The sequence below is a fragment of the Nostoc sp. genome, from assembly GCF_036919895.1.
Taxonomy (GTDB): Bacteria; Cyanobacteriota; Cyanobacteriia; order Cyanobacteriales; family Nostocaceae; genus Nostoc.
This window is the reverse complement of the sequence record NZ_JBALBW010000077.1, coordinates 70,140-88,090: the sequence shown is the minus strand read 5'-3', so window position 1 is coordinate 88,090 and position 17,951 is coordinate 70,140. Positions and strand designations below refer to the sequence as shown.

Sequence of the window (17,951 nt, the reverse complement as noted above, 5' to 3'; positions counted from 1 at the left end):
CATAAAAGCGATTATGCCTATTGAGGTTTTGTTGGTAGAAGATAATCCTGGCGATGCTCAACTTACACGCATCGCCCTAGAAGATAGTAAAATATCGATTCACCTAAATGTGGTCGAAGATGGTGTGGAGGCAATGGCATTCTTGCGAAAACAAGGGAAATACATCACAGTAGCTCATCCCGATATTGTACTGCTCGATTTGAACCTACCCAGAAAAGATGGGCGAGAAGTACTGGCAGAAATCAAAGCAGACGAAAAGCTCAAAAGAATTCCCGTAGTAGTTCTGACGACCTCCCAAGCTGAAGAAGACATCCTCAAAGCCTATAATTTATCTGCAAACTGTTATATAACTAAGCCAGTAGATTTCGATCAATTCGTTAGAATTGTCCAATCAATAGAGAATTTTTGGTTTGCGATCGTAAAACTGCCGCCGGAGTAGCGCAAATGGCAGGTAAAAATATTAAAGTCTTATTAGTAGAAGATAACCCTGGTGATGTTTTTTTATTACAGGAGTTTTTAAAGGAAGTTACCACAGTTGTAGTTGATTTGATGCCCGTTGAGCAGCTTTCTGAAGCAATTAACTACCTAGCAAAAGAAATTTTTGATGTGATTCTGCTAGACCTCTCGCTGCCAGATAGCCAGGGGCTAGAAACCTTTATCATCGCTCACCATCAAGCAAAAGCCACTCCGATAATTGTGCTGACTGGTATAAATGATGAAACCTTGGCAATTAGGGCAATGCAGGAAGGAGCGCAGGATTATTTGGTCAAAGGGCAAGTCACTGGTGACTTGCTGGTGCGCTCCATGCGTTATGCCATCGAACGTCAACGGGCAGACGACGCATTGCGCCACAGTGAGGAGCGATTTCGGGTGGCCCTCAAAAACTCTCCTATCTTTGTCTACAACCAAGATATGGAGTTACGTTACACCTGGGTTTACAATCCCCCATCGGGCTTGACAGTTGAAGAAATATTGGGCAAACAAGACTTGGATATTATCCCAGTTGAAGATGCTCAACATCTCATCAAAATTAAGCATGGGGTGCTAACTACTGGCATAGGAACACGAGAGGAAGTATCAATTACAATCAAAGATACAACTCGATATTACGATTTGACCGTTGAGCCATTACGGAATGAGTCGCAAGAAATTGTGGGCGTGACATGCGCCAGTATTGATATTAGCGAACGTAAATTGGCAGAAGAAAAAATCCGCGAACAAGCAGCATTACTTGATGTCACCACAGATGCCATTTGCGTCCGAGATTTAAACAATCAAATTATTTTCTGGAACAAAGGCGCAGAAACACTTTACGGTTGGCAAGCTAAAGAGGCTTGGGGCAAAAATGCTACTGAGCTTTTGTTTGACGAACCCTCACCAGAAATCGAAGCGGCTCTGTTGCAAGCTATTAATAAAGGAAAATGGCAAGGCGAGTTAACTAAACTTACAAAAAGGGGTAAGGAAATCCTTGTTGCTAGTCGCTGGAGTTTGGTATACGGCGAACAAGGAAAACCTAAAGCGATTCTCACCGTTGACACAGATATTACTGAGAAAAAACATTTAGAAGCCCAATTATTTCGCGCCCAACGCTTGGAAAGTATTGGCACTCTAGCTAGTGGCATTGCTCACGACCTAAACAACATCCTGACACCGATTTTGGCCGGAGCGCAACTGTTACCACTCAAATTCCCTGATGCAGATGAACGTACCCGCCATCTATTGGAGATTTTGGAAATCAACGCTAGACGCGGGGCTGATTTAGTTAAACAAGTGCTGTCATTTGCGCGGGGTGTAGAAGGGAAACGCATCACTTTGCAACTCAGACATCTAATTGTGGAAGTTTCCAAGATTCTCAAAGAGACATTTCCCAAATCCATACAAATCAGCACTGATGTATTGCAAGATTTATGGATGGTCTCTGGAGATAGCACCCAACTACATCAAGTGCTGATGAACCTCTGCGTTAACGCCCGCGATGCAATGCCCAATGGCGGTAGTTTGAGTCTTTATGCTGAAAATCTGTTGATTGACGAAAATTATGCCCGCATGAACCTGGAAGCCAAAGAGGGGCCTTACATAGTGATTACTGTCTCTGATACTGGAGTTGGGATTACTAAAGAAGTCTTAGATAGAATTTTTGAGCCATTCTTTACCACAAAAGATGTCGGAAAAGGTACAGGCTTAGGACTTTCCACCGTCTTGGGAATTATTAAAAGCCACGGAGGTTTTGTGAACGTGTATAGTGAACCGGGAAGTGGCACTAGCTTTCAGGTTTACTTACCAGCAGTCGAAGGAATGGAAACAATTACTCCAGAAGAATTGCTACCACAGACAGGACGTGGAGAATTGATTTTGGTTGTGGATGATGAAGTTGCTATTCAAGAGATTACAAAAACATCACTGGAAACTCACAACTACAAAACCCTAATTGCCAGTGATGGTATTGAAGCGATCGCGCTATACGCTCAAAACCGGGATAAAATTGATGCTGTACTCATGGATATTATGCTGCCCACACTGGATGGTTTAACTACCATCCGCACCCTAAAAAAAATTAACCCTTTAGTCAGAATTATTGCCAGCAGTGGACTCATGTCTGACAATAAACTCAGTGCAGTAGCGGCTACTGGTGTCAATACATTCTTGGTAAAGCCCTATACTATCAACGAATTATTGCTTTCTTTACAAAAAGTACTATCGCAACTCAACTAATTACGTAACTATACTGGTAGTCACAAGTAGAAAAGGTCACTTAATTTATATGGATGCGAATTTTCTGAATTTGATATGATTGAGCATCGACTAACACACTCTTCTTACGGAGTGTAGGCAGTGGAAATTTTCTAACCCTATGCCTAATGCCCTATGCCCAATCCTTTTTATATGCCTCGGTTTCTTAAGTTAATCGTAAATATAGCGGTTCTCAGTCAAGTGAAGTACAAGAACCCCACCCCCAACCCCCTCCCCGCAAGCGATGAGGGGACTATGATGTAACTCATGTGATTAGGAAAGGCTATATAGTAATCTTGAGTGCATTGTTGCTCATATCTGTGCAAGTTTGGGCGCAAGATTGGCGACCAGTTCGCGGTGGTATCCCTTTCGGTATCAGTGGTATGGCTTTGATAAAGCAGCAAAGCAATACGCTAGATTTTCTGATTGTCCACGACAACAAAAAACCCAATCAAACTCGTTTAGCAATTATTAGTATTAAAGGGAAAAACCAACCTGAATATTTCTCATTAAACTGGCCAGACAAAATAGAATTGCCCATCGATTTAGAAGCTTTAACATCTGTCCCAGAAAAAACAAAATTCTCTTTCATCGCTTTAAGCAGTTCTGGAAAAGCCTATTACATCAGGTTAAATCCAGTTACTAAAACCGTCTTAGTTATCAAAGAATTCAATTTACCAGGAATTATTCAAGGGAATAATTTTGAAGGATTTGGATTACAAAATATAGACGGAAAAATAGTTGCTATTTGGGGACATCGAGGTGAAGGAGAACAACCAGCAACTATTTTTTGGGGAATGTTTGATTTGGCTAAATATGAAATTACTCTCGCAGGTTCTGCCAATCTAAAAGTACCGTTTCCATCTGGCAATGTTCGTCATATTTCAGATATTAAGATAGACCCCATAGGAATTGTGTACATTACCTCAGCAAGTGATGCCGGAGATGATGGCCCGTTTCAGTCAGCTGTGTATATCGCTGGTTATCTAGGATTCCATGATAACAAAATTGTCTGGCGGCAAAATTCTCAACTTGTTCCTCTCTATCGCTCTGAATACCACAAAATTGAAGCTATGGAACTTGTACCTGGTGCAGAAGGTGGTGTGATTGTTGGTACAGATGATGAGAATTTGGGTTCCTACGTATACATTGTGGGTGGAAGTAACTGAAGTATGTCTTTGTTGGTTTATTTGCGATCGCTAGCAGATCCTATGCACATACCAAAGATTTTGTCAAGTCATCCAGTGCGATCGCAATTTAGTATAAGTTGACCATTATCTGATTGATAACGGCCACTTAATTAATTACCCCTACACATTAAATCGGAACAACATTACATCCCCTTCCTGCACAACATACTCTTTCCCTTCACTGCGAACCAACCCTTTCTCCTTCGCAGCATTCATCGAACCAGTTGTTACCAAATCTTTATAAGCGACAGTTTCAGCGCGAATAAATCCCCGCTCAAAATCGCTGTGGATTACACCAGCAGCTTGAGGTGCAGACATTCCCGCATTAATTGTCCAAGCGCGGGTTTCTTTAGGGCCGCAGGTAAAATATGTCCGCAAGCCTAGAAGCGAGTAAGTTGCCCGAATCAATGATTTCAAACCGCCTTCTTCCACACCTAAAGACGCGAGAAAATCAGCCTTATCTTCTTCTGGTAACTCTACTAACTCCGCTTCAACTTGGGCAGAAACTATCACAACTTGAGCATTTTCTGTCGATGCAATTTGCCGTACTGTTTCCACAAAATGATTACCAGTTGCCAACTCATCTTCAGATACATTGGCGGCGTAGATAATCGGTTTATAAGTGAGCAGTTCTAATCCCTTAATAATTACTTCTTCTTCTTCATTCAAACTTACCTGACGCACCGATTTACCTTCATTTAAAGCCGCAGCTAATTTTTCCAAAACTGAGACTTCAAACTGTGCATCTTTGCTGGTACGAGCTTGTTTGCGAGTCCGGTCAATTCGCCGCTCAATTTGTGCTAAATCTGATAAACCCAATTCTATATTAATGATTTCAATATCTCGTGCTGGATCGACAGAACCAGCAACGTGAATAATATCATCATTTTCAAAACAACGTACCACATGGATGATCGCATCAACTTCCCGGATGTGGGACAGAAATTGATTCCCTAGTCCCTCACCCTGACTTGCACCTTTAACTAAACCGGCAATATCTACAAATTCAACCCGCGCCGGAATAGTTTGTACCGAACTAGCAATCTTAGCAAGAACATTTAACCGCTCATCCGGTACTGCGACAACGCCGACATTCGGTTCAATCGTGCAAAAAGGGAAGTTAGCTGCTTCTGCCTTGGCATTAGCAACTACAGCATTAAATAAAGTAGATTTTCCGACGTTGGGAAGTCCGACAATTCCGGCTCTTAGCATTTTGGATTTTAGATTTTGGATTTTAGATTACATTACCAGGGTAATTTAAACCGGCTCCGGTATGGTTTGGGGAATCGTCCCTGGAACTGTTTGAGGAATGGGAGCAGGTAATGGTTCTGGTACAGGCCCCGGTAAGGGTTGGGGTATGCCTGGCCCCGGTGTAGGTTCAGGACTCGGTAACGGATTGGGTTCAATATTGGGAATTCGTGGTTCGGGTATAGAAATCGCAGTAACATTAAGCATGGTAAATCCAAATGAAATTATTCAACCTTTCCAACGTAGATGACAACCTCATCTGTTGACATCTCCCCAAATGGCTATACCCACGAACACTTCTTTTCACTTGGGCATTGGGAATTGGGAATTGGGCATTGGGCATTGGGCATTGGGAATTGGGAATTGGGAATTGGGAATTGGGAATTGGGAATTGGGAATTGGGAATTGGGAATTGGGAATTGGGCATAGATTAGGGACTTCCAAATAAAAAATATTCCAAAACTGACGCAAAAATCCTCTTAATCTCTCCTCTCTCTGTGTTCTCTGCGTCTCTGTGGTTCGTTTTTTGGGATAATTTATTCCTTGGAAATCCCATTATTTTTCTTCCCCTGCTCCCCCTGCTCCCCTGCTCCCCTGCTTCTTCACACTTTCCGAACTACTCATCTATAACTTTTTCCACCACCTCTGGCACCGGATCGTAACCACCTGGATGAAACGGATGACAGCGCAAAATCCGCCGAGTTGCCATCCACCCACCACGCAACACTCCAAATCGTTCAATAGCTTCAATAGCATACATCGAACAAGTTGGTTGAAAGCGACAAGTCGGGAGAAACAACGGCGAGATAAACATTCGGTAGCCCCGAATCAGCCAAATAAATAATAATTTCATTGCAGCTACCCAAATCTTATAAATTAGTAACAGGGGTAAAACTTTTCATTTTGTTGCATCTTTGTTAATTACATTTTCTGACTTCACCTCAATTCCGGTTTTCTGGCTGCAAATTGCGTTGGCTCTGCCCGCCGAAGGCATCGCTGCAATCTGGGTGTTACTCATCCTCTCAATTGCATGGGTGGTAAACCTCTTCGCCGACGAGCCAGAAATCGTGCGGAAGATAGTTCATATTGGCACTGGTAATGTGATTTTAATCGCTTGGTGGCTCGATATTCCCGCTAGCGTCGGCATTACAGCTTCAATTTTAGCGAGTGCAATCACCTTATTATCCTACCGATTGCCCATTCTTCCTGGTATTAATAGTGTTGGACGGCAAAGTTTAGGGACATTTTTTTACTCTGTCAGTTTCGGTATTTTAGTCGCCTCTTTTTGGTACTTGCAACAACCCCAATACGCAGCACTCGGAATTTTGATCATGACTTGGGGAGATGGACTAGCAGCCTTAATTGGGCAACGTTTTGGTACACACAAGTATAAAGTCTTTGGGATGCAAAAAAGTTGGGAAGGCTCCCTAACTATGATGCTAGTTAGCTATTTCATTAGTAGTTTGATTTTAGTTGGAACTCAAGGAAACAGTTGGCAAATTTGGGCTATATCGCTGATGGTGGCATTTATCGCTACTGCTTTAGAAGCTGTTTCATTTTTGGGTATTGACAATTTAACAGTTCCTTTAGGGAGTGCAGCCCTTGCTTTCTTTTTAAGTCAGTTAGTGTTGAGTTACTAATTGTCTTGAGTGCTATTCCTAAAGGCTCGTTACTAACGAGCCTCCTTACATGATTAGCCTTACGCCCAGGCGGCTGGCGGTAACTTAAGCTTTGTGTACGGCTTTTGATTCGACATCGGACGCGCTTGCGCCTGGTTTTACCCAACCGCGATTCTCTTTCAGAGAGGCTGCGCCAACGCGCAAATAGGATTCAAAGTCGCTCGGTGCAGGAAAATCGCGTTTTAACTGTGCCAAATCTGCTGCATAGCCGACGTTCTCAAACCAGCGAAACATAAGGGTCACTTCTTCTCCCGCTTGCTGCTCAAATGCTTCAAACGGAATTTGTTGGTAGTTAACGGTTTTTCCTAAAACACGGCTGAACGCGGCAGCGATTTCTGTCATCGTCATGTCCACACTGGCGACTTCCTGCTCGCGTTTCAAAAAATCTGCGGGACGATCGAACACCTCGGCGACCATTTCCCCGTAATCATCTTCAGAAAGCTGCTGCAATTTCGTATCAGGACTGAGCGGCTGTGCAAGCGTTCCGTTTTCAACCATCGGGCGCATTGCGTTGTAATTGTAAAAGAAAAAAACCGGACGCATGATCGTGTAGGGCAACCCGATCGCTCGAATATATTCTTCGACTTGAAATTTGCTGTCAAAATGCGGAATGCCAGTTTTGCGTTCTGCGCTCCCCACCGAACTGTAGACGAAATGCTGGATACCCGCAGATAAAGCAGCGTCTGCAACAGCCTTGCCCTCACGGATTTCAGTTTCCGATCCGTGTTGGAAGTTTTGCATCGAAAAAATGCCGTCAGCACCTTGCAGAGCGCGATCAAGTGAAGCGCGATCGCTAAAGTCTCCTTCTACGATCTCTGCGCCCGCTTGCTTAAGCGCTTGGGCGGCAGGTTTGTTTAGGTCACGCACGAAGGCACGAACAGTGAACTTTCCGCGCTGCAAAAGATGACGCGCCACCGCGCCGCCTTGATTGCCCGTGGCTCCGGTGACTAAAATAAGTCGTTTTTCGTTTGTTTTCTGCATCATACCTTCTCCACCCTGTTTGTGTGTTTGTTTCATCTTGTTTAACTTTCATTCAGTACGGTAGCTTCTACAGAAAGAAAGAAAAAGTAGTTAAACTTCAAAACAGTTATGCAAAAAATTCAAAGATGCGGTTGCGTGAATGGACAAGCTCAAAAGCCTGATGATTTTTATGCGCTCCGCTCAACATGGCAGTTTTTCGGAGGCCGCACGACAGTTAGGCATGGCTCCTTCAGCAGTGAGTCGAGCCGTATTGCGTTTAGAAGATAACTTGGGGGTGCGCTTGCTCCATCGGACGACTCGCAGTTTGGCACTGACTGAAGATGGCAACCGATTTTATCAACGCTGTCAGCAAATTCTCAACGACTTGGAAGAAGCCGAACTCGAAGTCAAACAATCGCAATCCATGCCGATCGGAACATTGCGGCTTGATCTGAGTTTTGTTTTTGGCAAACTGCATATCGCTCCGGCTCTGCTGCGATTTGCCGCACAATATCCTGAGCTAAACCTGAATGTTTCTTTTAACGATCGCTTGATCGATCTGATTGAGGAAGGCATTGATGCGACTGTGCGGATTGGAATGATCAGCGATAGCGGTTTACTTATGCAACACCTGGCAACTGCACGCTACATCACTTGTGCCTCGCCACAGTATCTCGCCCAGTATGGTACGCCCACAACGCCTACAGAACTATTGCAGCATCGCTGTGTCAACTTTATCTTTCCACAGACCCGACGAGAACCTAACTGGAAGTTTGAACAAGATGGAAAATTGATTGACCTTTCCGTTAACAGTTATCTGCGATTCGATAATTCAGAAGTTATTTTAGAGGCAGTCATTCAAGGAGCCGGTGTGGTTCAATTTCCCAAATTTATTGCCGCGAAAGCGATCGCGCGTGGAGACCTCCAACCGATTCTCCAACCCTACGCGCCCCAAGTTGGATTAGCGATCGCAGTGTTGTATCCACAAAAACGCTATCTCTCGGCTAAAGTTCGCGTTTTTGTTGAGTTTATGAGAGAATTGACGCTTGCTTTAAAGCAAGTTGATGTTGTAGATTGAACGCTTATGAATTATCATCACCTTGCAATTTTTTAACCCCGTTTGGACGTGGTTATATTGCCAATTCGTTATTTTTAGTTTGTATACGCTCTTGTATCTAAACTGCTTTTTTGCACAGTTTGAAAATTTAAATTTGTAACTCACGCAACATCCTTGTTTATTTCGTTTTGAATTTCATCCCAAGACACAGTGCCATTAATGCGTATATCTTCCCTAGCTTCTTTAATGGCTTTTAAGTCTTGGTTCATCGTCGACATCATCGATTCTTTTTAAGAATGCGTGAATTTCATCTAAAGTACTTTCATAAGCTTGATGTATAGCAATCCGATTTGATTTCTGAATCACTCGTAGAGGTAAGGGACTGGGGATTAGGGACTGGGGACTGGGGACTGGGAAGAAGGAATAAAGGTGTACTGAGTTTTGTTCAAAAATCAAATATGAGTCCTATAGCAGTACGTTGATATCTTTAATTAACTATTCTCTTTCGTGTGCTGGTTTCATTTTTAATCATCCGAGCCGTCTCTAGTTTCGCCTAGACGTAGAGAAATAAACATATTACGTGAAAATTGAGCCGAGTCTATTACCGCGATCGCTCCCCAATCCAATCGAGTAAAATCGGATTGACTAACTCCGGCGCTTCATCCTGCGGACAATGCCCCACTCCCTCTAAAGGAATAAACTTTTCTACTTGCGGAAAATTAGCTAATTCTCTCCCTAATTTAATTGGTTCCCACGGATCGGCCGTTCCCCACAAGATAATCGCAGGACACTGTAACAGTGGCAAAAGGTCTTCTGGTAATGGCCCTGTAGAATAAGAAGTAAAAGCCAGGAACACAGCGCCAGCCCCCGGATCGCTTGCTGGTGACATAAGAATATCTACCAACTCATCTGTCACCATCTCAGCATTCGAGTATGCTTGCAGCAGAATTTTCCGCACCGTTTTCGGTTTGGCGAGTTGATTGAAAAAGAAATCGCCAACTGGTTTGATAGATAACAGGCGTTGCAGTAAAGGCGCTCCGTAACGACGAGATAAAGGTAAAGTTACTCGTTTGCGATCGTGCAACAGCCGTAAAGAACAGTTGAGCAAAGCAACTCCCAAGGCAATATCTGGGTTGCCAACTGCTGCTTGCATGGCCACAATACAGCCAATAGAATTGCCAACTAAAAAAGCAGGTTCACCGACAACTTCGCGGCAAAAATCTGCTACTTGTTGTCCCCAGGTTTCTAGAGTGTAAGCAATTTTTTCACCAGGTTGAGGTTTTGCAGAACCACCAAAACCAATCAAATCGACCGCATAAACACGACAACTTTGTGCTAGCACGGGAATATTTTTCCGCCAATGCCACGAAGAAGCCCCAAATCCATGCACTAGGACAACAGCTGGCCCAGTGGTTCCTTGGGTTTGATAGCAGATAGGGAAATCTTGCCAAATCCAGGTTTTTGTAGAGGTAAATGCTGTATTTGAACTTGAGGTTGTCATGGGAAATTTGATGAATATAAGGGTAAAAGCCTTTCAGCCGTCAGGCGTAAGTAAAATTGTTTTTAATTTGAACAAAATTTATCAGATTTTTAAAGTAAATGCTTGGCTCTAGTGATAACTTAGACATACACCACCAAAGCTTCTAAGCTGATAATTTTATGCAGCATAGAGAGTTTTCGTCTTGTTGATAGAGGCAATTTACTCACAACTTAGATTATGTCAGCATTAGGAATCATAACTTCTATGATGCGAATAATATTTTTGCGATTTATTCAGATGTGAGTGAATTAGGATCATTGCTAGATTCAGTAGTTTCACAATTTACGATCGCTAATGCGAGTCTATAACATTATCAAATATGAGGCATCGGCTAAGGAGTGGTTTGCAACTGGAAACTGACGCTGAATTTAACAATATTTTTCTTGTTCCTAGTTCTGCGAGCCAGACAACATGAATTTACTAGAAACAATCGATACTCCCATTGGGAGCTATGCACCCGATTTTGAACTGCCAGGAATTGACACTCAAGTACACCATCTCAGGCGTTATCTTGAGAAGTTTCGAGCAGTGGGCGTTATTTCCATGTGTAACCACTGTCCTTATGTAGAGTGGTATATAGACAGGTTAAAAAACATTCAAGCCGAATTTGCCCCCAAAGGCTTTACACTAATTGGGATGAATGGTAGTGATGGTAATCATGAAACTAGGCCAAGCTTTGAAAATATGAAAGCTTTTGCCCAGCGTCACGATTTGAACTTTCCTTACCTGTGGGATTCAACGCAAGATGTAACCCAGAGTTTTGGGGCGACAAAAACACCAATGGCTTTTTTAATAGATGCTAATGGTATAGTCCGCTACAAAGGTAAAATTGACAATCATCCCCAAGATGCATCAGCAGTGGGAGAGGAATATTTGAGAAATGCGATCGCTTCTCTATTCCTTGGTCAGACAATAGATGTACCACAAACAGAACCAGTCGGTACTACATTGATTTGGCGCAACTAGACATAGATAGTCCCTGTAACTGCTATCTTAAATTGGAGGCAATTGCAACTTTTTTGATAAAGCGTAACTTCATGGGAACGAATTACCGACGGGTTTTACTCAAACTGAGCGGTGAAGCCTTAATGGGCAACATGGGCTATGGCATTGATCCAGAAGTGGTCAAAGGAATAGCACAAGAATTATCAGAGGTGATAGCCACTGGCACTCAAATTGCTATAGTTGTTGGCGGCGGCAATATTTTTCGTGGCGTTAAAGCAGCGTCGGCGGGGATGGACAGGGCAACCGCTGACTATATTGGGATGATTGCCACGGTAATGAACGCCATGACGTTGCAAGATTCGCTAGAACACATAGGGGTACAGACGCGGGTGCAAACCGCGATCGCTATGCAAGAATTAGCAGAACCATATATCCGTCGTCGTGCCATCCGTCATCTTGAAAAAGGGCGGGTGGTAATTTTTGGGGCTGGTTCTGGAAATCCCTTCTTCACTACAGACACCACTGCGGCACTAAGAGCAGCAGAAATCGATGCTGAAGTGATTTTTAAAGCCACCAAAGTAGACGGGGTGTATGATGCAGATCCTCATATTTATCCTAACGCCAAGCGTTACAATAGCCTCACCTACGCGCACGTTTTAGCCAAAGATTTGCGGGTGATGGATAGTACTGCGATCGCCTTGTGTAAAGAAAATAATATCCCAATTCTGGTATTTGACCTAACGGTGAGAGGTAACATCCACCGAGCAGTTTTGGGAGAATCAATCGGTACCCTTGTGGGAGGTTCTTGTGATATTAGCTGACGCTAAAAGTAAAATGCAAAGTTCTGTTGAGTCAACTCAACGAGCTTTTAACACGATTCGCACTGGTCGCGCCAATTCGAGTTTATTAGATAAGGTATTAGTGGACTATTACGGTTCACCTACAGCCTTAAAAGCACTGGCAAATATTAGCACGCCAGATGCCTCGACAATTCTGATTCAGCCCTACGAGCGTAACACCCTAAACATCGTTGAGAAAGCGATTTCTCTCTCAGATGTGGGTTTAACACCGAGCAACGATGGTTCTGTAATTCGGCTGAATATTCCGCCTTTGAACAGCGATCGCCGGAAAGAATTCGTTAAAATGGCTACAAAGTATGCTGAAGAGGGTCGTGTTGCCATTCGCAACATCCGCCGGGATGCAATAGACTCGATTCGCAAGCAAGAGAAAGCCTCCGAAATCTCCAAAGATGAATCAAAAGACCAACAAGACGACTTGCAAAAACTCACAAATGAGTACACTGCCAAAATAGACGCACTCTTGTCAGAAAAAGAAAAAGACATTACGACTGTTTAAAGTCTAAAGTCTGAAGCATAAAGGCTGAAGAATGATGATAAAATTCTTCAGCCTTTATCATTTCTTCAAAAATTAATCACCTAAGTGGGCGATCAACTAATTCAGGAGCAAAAATTCAGCCTTATGTACGACTGCATCATCGTCGGCGCTGGGCCAGCTGGTGGAACGGCTGCATATCATTTAGCCAAGCAGGGTCGTTCAGTATTAGTGTTAGAAAAGGAATCCCTGCCAAGATATAAACCTTGCGGCGGTGGTGTATCTCCAGCGATCGCTCAATGGTTTGACTTTGATTTTAGCCCAGCCATTTCTGTAAAAGCTGACTCCCTTCGCTTTACCTGGAAATTGGGCGACCCTGTGGAAGCAAAAATTGCCACAGAAGAACCAGTCTGGATGGTGCGACGAGATATTTTTGACCATTTTCTAGTGCAGCAAGGACAGAAACTAGGGGCTGAAGTACGAGATAATACTGAAGTAACTGGTATTGAATTTAAAGGCGACTATTGGCAAGTTAACACAGCCAATGGGCCAATTACAGGTCGCTACTTAATCGCAGCTGATGGTGCTAAAGGGCCAATGGCAAAATGGCTAGGCTTTAAAGAACGTAAACGCCGTTTAGCAGCAGCTTTAGAAGCAGAAGTTCTGGCAACAGTGAAGGACAAATCCACGATTCACTTCGAGTTTGGCTTAGTAAAAAATGGCTACATTTGGAACTTCCCAAAAGCTGATGGTTATTCCATTGGTGTCGGTACGTTTATCGGTGGCGAAGCCCAAGATTTTAAAAAGATTTTAGATGAGTATGCGCGATCGTTTAATGTAGATATCAAAACTAGCAAGCAGTATGGTTATCCCCTTTGTTTGTGGAATGGCAAGCAAAAGTTGCATACTCAAAATGCAGTTTTAGCTGGGGAAGCTGCTTGTGTAGTCGATCCCATGACAGCAGAAGGTATTCGTCCCTCAATTTTTAGCGGTTTAATTGCAGCAGGAGCCATTAATGAGGCTCTTTCTGGTGACACCAACGCTTTAGAAAAATATAGTGAAGCCATTAATGAAGAATGGGGTACTGAGATGGCTTGGGCGCAAAAATTAGCTGGAGCATTCTATCGCTTTCCTAGCATTGGCTATAAAGCTGGTGTTAAGCGCCCCTCCGGGGCCAAAATCATGGGCAAGATTCTCTGCGGAGAACTGCGCTATGGCGATGTTGCCGGTCGCGCCCTCAAGCGGTTAATTCCTGGTTTTGGAGGTTAATTAAAAATTAGGTAACGAATCTCTAACGGACAAGACACCATCGCACTTAAAAATACCTAGAGAAAAGCCAGAGACTTGTTCCAGTCCCTAGTACACAAATAAACCCTGCCAAACCAGCTAGGGGTTTTTTGTTCTTACCTGTGAACCAGTCAGAGACTTTACCTGTGTAAGTAATTAATTCTGCTGTATCTAGGGTTGCGATTGCCCATATCCATCCCGCGTGTAGTCCCCAAGCTAGACCCAAATTGTTGCGATCGGCAAAACGTGCCAACACCAGCACCATTCCCATCAGCCACAATCCAGGGAGTTGGGGTGCGGTTTCACGTTGCTCCCAAACTAGATGTAGTAAGGCAAATATCAAGCTAGAAATTGCTGCTGCTACCCAAACGGGATAATCCTGCGCTAATTCCGTGAACAGAAAACCCCGAAAAACTAACTCTTCTATCCCACCGACTAACAACGCTATCAAGAAAATCGGTAGCAAGATGGGTAGTAGTAACTTGAAATTCGTTTTTTCAAAAGAACACCAGCCTAACCCAAATTGCCCACTAAACACAATAGCTAGGCTCACCACTCCCAAACAGAAACCTAGCGCTAAGGAACCAAGAGTTGAAAGATTCCCAATAAAGCCGTAATCAAAAAAAGATTTATTGGTAAACCAACTAACTCCCCACAGAATTGGGGGAGCTAATAGGTAAAGTGACACCAGTAAGGGCATTTTTTGCTCTGGCTGCAAAGGTTTAGGGGGTTGCCAATTGAGCAATATTGCTGATATTGCGGTTACTGGCAACCAGCAAACTATCCAGAAAACAAAAAATACCATCACTATAACTAGTGCTGGTGCATTTTGCATAAATGCTAGTAAGGCATTGACCGAAGGCTCAAAAAAAGTTATCAAAAAAAACACGATAGACTTCTTGCACTATAGATTTCTTGCTGATTAATCAAGACTCTACTAAATTTGGTGAATTATGCAAGGGGTCTAATCGTATTTTTTACCTGAGACAAAATTTTTTCAATAGAGTTACCAGTTTGCTGATGGTAAGGATAAGTTTCAGGTGATGATAACTTGTCCTTACCCCGACAGCAAATTTACTCTTCGTCTTCCAAATCTTCGTCAGATTCGTCAGAGTCTATATCTGGTGAGGTCAGTTTTTTATCACTTTCACCAAGTTGAATCAAGTGAATATGTTTGTATCCCAGTCTAATTTCAAACTCATCTCCAGACTTTAAGCCCATTGCTTTGGTATATGTAGCACCAATCACAATCTGACCATTTTGATGGACACTAACCCGGTATGTCGGTTCACGACCACGACCATCTTTAGGTGCTTCTGGACTTAGAGGAATTCCTCTAGCCGATAGCAAAGCGTCATAAAAATCCGTGAGATTGACACGAACCTGGTTATTCTTAGTAACAGTGTAATAGCCGCACTGTTTAGCTCTTTCTCGGCGTGGTAAAGTGGAAAGTTCTTTTACTTTCGCAAGTAGTGCTTTTCCGGTTAATGGCGCGGTTGCAGTTTCAGTCATTATGCTCAAATTTTCCTTACTCTCTCCAAGCTGATAAACGATGTAGTCTCATGCCAGCATTTGGCTTTTTAGCATTTGCATAGAGCTACTTAGGACTCTAGTGTAACGAGTGAATCACTGCCGATAGGAGACAAAAGCACTTCATATTATGGTTGTCCACAACCAATTAAAGGTCATAGTTGCCATAGAAATTAATTTTGCTGATTTCACGGCACTTTTAACCATTATTCGCCATCAGAAATGAAATTATTTTTTCTTTTGGCGCTACTGTAGCGGTGTAACTTTCAGCCACCTTTACAAATGGGGTTGGCTCTACTCCAAATAAGTCGTAGACCCAATAAATTGCAGGTTTTCACTTTTAGTGCTTGACCTTCTAGCTAATGAGCAGGTAGAGTTTTCTCTACTCATCCTCTCAAGCTTAGGACAGCATAGTATTTCAATAGAGTCCTATGGGCTTATGCCCTTTTGTCCTGCCAGTAGAGACGCGAATTTTCTTGTCTCTACACTACGAATCAACAAAGCAGTAGTAGCCGCGCTGATACAGCTATCGATTCTGGTTTTGTGACTTCGTAATTTTATATTAAATACTAGCATGGACTAATAATAGCAAAATAGTTGTTTAATTTTGAATTAAAGTTGCTGGTAAATTTTTATTTAAATTTCTGGACTTAAAGGAAGGAAAAAGCCGTGAAGATTTTCCTAACCCCTTATTGCATTATAAAAATTTATCTAATTTAGACGAGCAGTTTTGACCGATGAGTTCAACCCAATATTTTCGTGATTGAGAGGAGGTAAAAATCTCAAAGTCTCGTGTATCATGGATTCCCGGATAGGCAAGACTTTTATTTGAAAGTGGTGAGGATTTTTCCTTGGTTTATTACCGTAAGGTCAAAAGCGGTCAGAAGATTTTGTCCGTCTGTCTATGGGAAGAATAAATCTTTTAACATCCGCCTAGCGCTTAATTGCCACTACTATATATTGAAGATGTGCTTTTACACTTCTATATAATCAAAAAATTTCGTCAAGCGTTAGCAAAGGCGGAATTTTCCAGCTAGGATTGCTTGACTCAAGTTGATATGAAGACCTGTTACTAACCGGAAATGCATTTAAGTTGGATACAATCGCTAGCTAAAAGATAAACCTGAGTCCCTTTCTAAGTAAAGCCCCTTTCCATTACATTCTCAAACGGCTAAATTCAATGTCAAGCTACGATTACATTTTTGGGGTTTTCTCTCAGAATTTGACACAAATTTTGCCTACAGCGCTGCTAAAAGTAAAATTTTAATGGTTATCCTTAAACTAGAATCAGTTGCCTTTAATCGTCAGCCTATTAACACCAGGCTTTGAATTGAGGGCAAAAAAAGTATAGCTCACTTTTCGCAACTACTTGCCTTGACTCATGATTGTTAAGGCTGGTGAAGCAATTTTAAAATTTTGGTTAGTAGTCATGGAAGTTATTTTTAAGGTGATTCGGCAGCAACAAAATTCCTCGCCTGTTGTGCAAACCTATCTTGTAGAGGCTGAACCAGGTAATACAATCCTGGATTGCCTCAATGATATTAAGTGGGAGCAAGATGGAACATTGGCATTTCGCAAGAATTGCCGTAATACCATTTGTGGTAGCTGTGCTATACGAATTAATGGGCGTTCGGCTTTAGCTTGCAAGGAAAATGTTGGCAGTGAACTTGCTAGATTACAACAAATAGCATCATCCCAAAGTAAAATAAATACCATTCCTGAAATCACGATCGCACCTCTTGGCAATATGCCCGTGATTAAAGATTTGGTTGTAGATATGAGCAGCTTTTGGAATAATCTAGAGGCAGTTGCCCCTTATGTCAGTACAGCAGCCCGACAAGTACCAGAAAGAGAATTTTTGCAAACACCACAAGAGCGATCGCGCCTCGATCAAACTGGTAACTGTATTATGTGCGGTGCTTGTTACTCTGAATGCAACGCCCGTGAAGTTAATCCAGACTTTGTAGGCCCCCATGCCCTTGCCAAAGCTTACCGGATGGTAGCAGACTCCCGCGATAGCGATACCGAAAATCGTTTAGAAAGCTACAACGAAGGTACTAAAGGCGTATGGGGTTGCACCCGTTGTTTGTACTGTGATTCAGTTTGTCCAATGGAAGTTGCACCATTAGAACAAATCACCAAAGTCAAACAAGAAATTCTCACCCACAAAAAAGCTAGCGATAGTCGCTCAATTCGTCACCGGAAAGTATTGATAGATTTAGTTAAAGAAGGTGGTTGGATTGATGAACGTCAATTTGGTTTACAAGTAGTCGGTAATTATTTCCAGGATTTAAAAGGATTACTCAGTCTTGCACCCCTCGGTTTGCGGATGATCCTTCGGGGTAAGTTTCCCCTATCATTTGAACCTTCTGAGGGGACAGAACAAGTGCGATCGCTCATTGAATCTGTGCAACAAAAAGAGGGATTAGAGATTAGGGATTAGGGCATTAAAA

Annotated in this window: 18 protein-coding genes; 11 read left to right on the top strand and 7 right to left on the bottom strand. The window is 42.7% G+C overall.

Translation table 11 applies throughout. The features are described 5' to 3' along the window. The first annotated feature begins 13 nt into the window (after positions 1-13). The 3 genes from V7K55_RS15495 to V7K55_RS15485 all read left to right on the top strand — a co-directional run bounded on the left by V7K55_RS15495 (position 14) and on the right by V7K55_RS15485 (position 3,899). A complete protein-coding gene (locus V7K55_RS15495; RefSeq protein WP_442949090.1) occupies positions 14-439 on the top strand; it encodes a response regulator in 426 nt (141 codons plus the stop codon). A 5-nt stretch (positions 440-444) separates the two neighbouring features. Continuing rightward, positions 445-2,712, top strand: coding sequence for a hybrid sensor histidine kinase/response regulator (locus V7K55_RS15490; RefSeq protein WP_334832761.1), 2,268 nt, complete (start codon positions 445-447; stop codon positions 2,710-2,712). A gap of 305 nt (positions 2,713-3,017) precedes the next feature. Continuing rightward, positions 3,018-3,899, top strand: coding sequence for a hypothetical protein (locus V7K55_RS15485; RefSeq protein ID WP_334832759.1), 882 nt, complete (start codon positions 3,018-3,020; stop codon positions 3,897-3,899). A 141-nt stretch (positions 3,900-4,040) separates the two neighbouring features. On the opposite strand, the gene ychF is transcribed toward V7K55_RS15485, so the two are convergent. Together ychF and V7K55_RS15475 are read right to left on the bottom strand one after the other, a co-directional pair. Then, complete coding sequence (ychF, locus tag V7K55_RS15480) at positions 4,041-5,132, bottom strand: redox-regulated ATPase YchF (RefSeq protein ID WP_334832691.1); 1,092 nt, start codon at positions 5,130-5,132, stop codon at positions 4,041-4,043. 45 nt (positions 5,133-5,177) lie between these two features. Continuing rightward, entirely contained in the window at positions 5,178-5,375 is a 198-nt protein-coding gene (locus V7K55_RS15475; protein ID WP_334832689.1) for a hypothetical protein, read from the bottom strand. Positions 5,376-5,414: 39 nt separating this feature from the next. On the opposite strand from V7K55_RS15475, the gene V7K55_RS15470 reads away from it, so the two are divergent. After that, the gene (locus V7K55_RS15470) at positions 5,415-5,597 is read left to right on the top strand and encodes a hypothetical protein (protein ID WP_334832687.1); all 183 of its coding nucleotides are present in this window, start codon (positions 5,415-5,417) and stop codon (positions 5,595-5,597) included. Between the two features lie 187 nt (positions 5,598-5,784). On the opposite strand, the gene yidD is transcribed toward V7K55_RS15470, so the two are convergent. Further along, positions 5,785-6,021, bottom strand: a complete 237-nt coding sequence (gene yidD, locus V7K55_RS15465; RefSeq protein ID WP_334832685.1) for a membrane protein insertion efficiency factor YidD — start codon at positions 6,019-6,021, stop codon at positions 5,785-5,787. 61 nt (positions 6,022-6,082) lie between these two features. Between yidD and V7K55_RS15460 the strand changes: the two genes are divergently transcribed. Further along, positions 6,083-6,808, top strand: a complete 726-nt coding sequence (locus V7K55_RS15460) for a diacylglycerol/polyprenol kinase family protein (protein ID WP_334832683.1) — start codon at positions 6,083-6,085, stop codon at positions 6,806-6,808. 84 nt (positions 6,809-6,892) lie between these two features. Here the strand turns inward: V7K55_RS15460 and V7K55_RS15455 are convergent, their stop codons facing one another. Next, positions 6,893-7,864: an NmrA/HSCARG family protein gene (locus V7K55_RS15455; RefSeq protein ID WP_334832681.1), complete on the bottom strand. Its 972-nt coding sequence runs from the start codon at positions 7,862-7,864 to the stop codon at positions 6,893-6,895. Positions 7,865-7,967: 103 nt separating this feature from the next. Between V7K55_RS15455 and V7K55_RS15450 the strand changes: the two genes are divergently transcribed. After that, positions 7,968-8,885 carry a LysR family transcriptional regulator gene (locus tag V7K55_RS15450; protein WP_334832679.1) on the top strand — a complete coding sequence of 306 codons (918 nt, stop codon included), beginning with the start codon at positions 7,968-7,970 and terminating at the stop codon, positions 8,883-8,885. Positions 8,886-9,465: 580 nt separating this feature from the next. On the opposite strand, the gene V7K55_RS15445 is transcribed toward V7K55_RS15450, so the two are convergent. Continuing rightward, the gene (locus V7K55_RS15445; RefSeq protein ID WP_334832677.1) at positions 9,466-10,365 is read right to left on the bottom strand and encodes an alpha/beta fold hydrolase; all 900 of its coding nucleotides are present in this window, start codon (positions 10,363-10,365) and stop codon (positions 9,466-9,468) included. A 450-nt stretch (positions 10,366-10,815) separates the two neighbouring features. On the opposite strand from V7K55_RS15445, the gene V7K55_RS15440 reads away from it, so the two are divergent. The 4 genes from V7K55_RS15440 (at position 10,816) to V7K55_RS15425 (ending at position 13,950) form a co-directional block, all read left to right on the top strand. Then, entirely contained in the window at positions 10,816-11,370 is a 555-nt protein-coding gene (locus V7K55_RS15440) for a thioredoxin family protein (RefSeq protein WP_334832675.1), read from the top strand. Positions 11,371-11,441: 71 nt separating this feature from the next. Then, a complete protein-coding gene (pyrH, locus tag V7K55_RS15435) occupies positions 11,442-12,170 on the top strand; it encodes a UMP kinase (protein ID WP_334832673.1) in 729 nt (242 codons plus the stop codon). Beyond that, positions 12,157-12,705, top strand: coding sequence for a ribosome recycling factor (gene frr, locus V7K55_RS15430; protein ID WP_334832671.1), 549 nt, complete (start codon positions 12,157-12,159; stop codon positions 12,703-12,705). Before pyrH ends, frr begins: the two co-directional genes overlap by 14 nt. A 123-nt stretch (positions 12,706-12,828) precedes the next feature. Beyond that, positions 12,829-13,950: a geranylgeranyl reductase family protein gene (locus V7K55_RS15425; protein WP_334832669.1), complete on the top strand. Its 1,122-nt coding sequence runs from the start codon at positions 12,829-12,831 to the stop codon at positions 13,948-13,950. 46 nt (positions 13,951-13,996) lie between these two features. On the opposite strand, the gene V7K55_RS15420 is transcribed toward V7K55_RS15425, so the two are convergent. Then, positions 13,997-14,803, bottom strand: coding sequence for a CPBP family intramembrane glutamic endopeptidase (locus tag V7K55_RS15420; RefSeq protein WP_334832757.1), 807 nt, complete (start codon positions 14,801-14,803; stop codon positions 13,997-13,999). A 239-nt stretch (positions 14,804-15,042) separates the two neighbouring features. Then, positions 15,043-15,480 (bottom strand): AbrB family transcriptional regulator, encoded by a 438-nt coding sequence (locus V7K55_RS15415; RefSeq protein WP_012412178.1) that lies wholly within the window; start codon positions 15,478-15,480, stop codon positions 15,043-15,045. Between the two features lie 1,447 nt (positions 15,481-16,927). Between V7K55_RS15415 and V7K55_RS15410 the strand changes: the two genes are divergently transcribed. Then, positions 16,928-17,941, top strand: coding sequence for a succinate dehydrogenase/fumarate reductase iron-sulfur subunit (locus V7K55_RS15410; RefSeq protein ID WP_334832755.1), 1,014 nt, complete (start codon positions 16,928-16,930; stop codon positions 17,939-17,941). Positions 17,942-17,951: the final 10 nt, after the last annotated feature.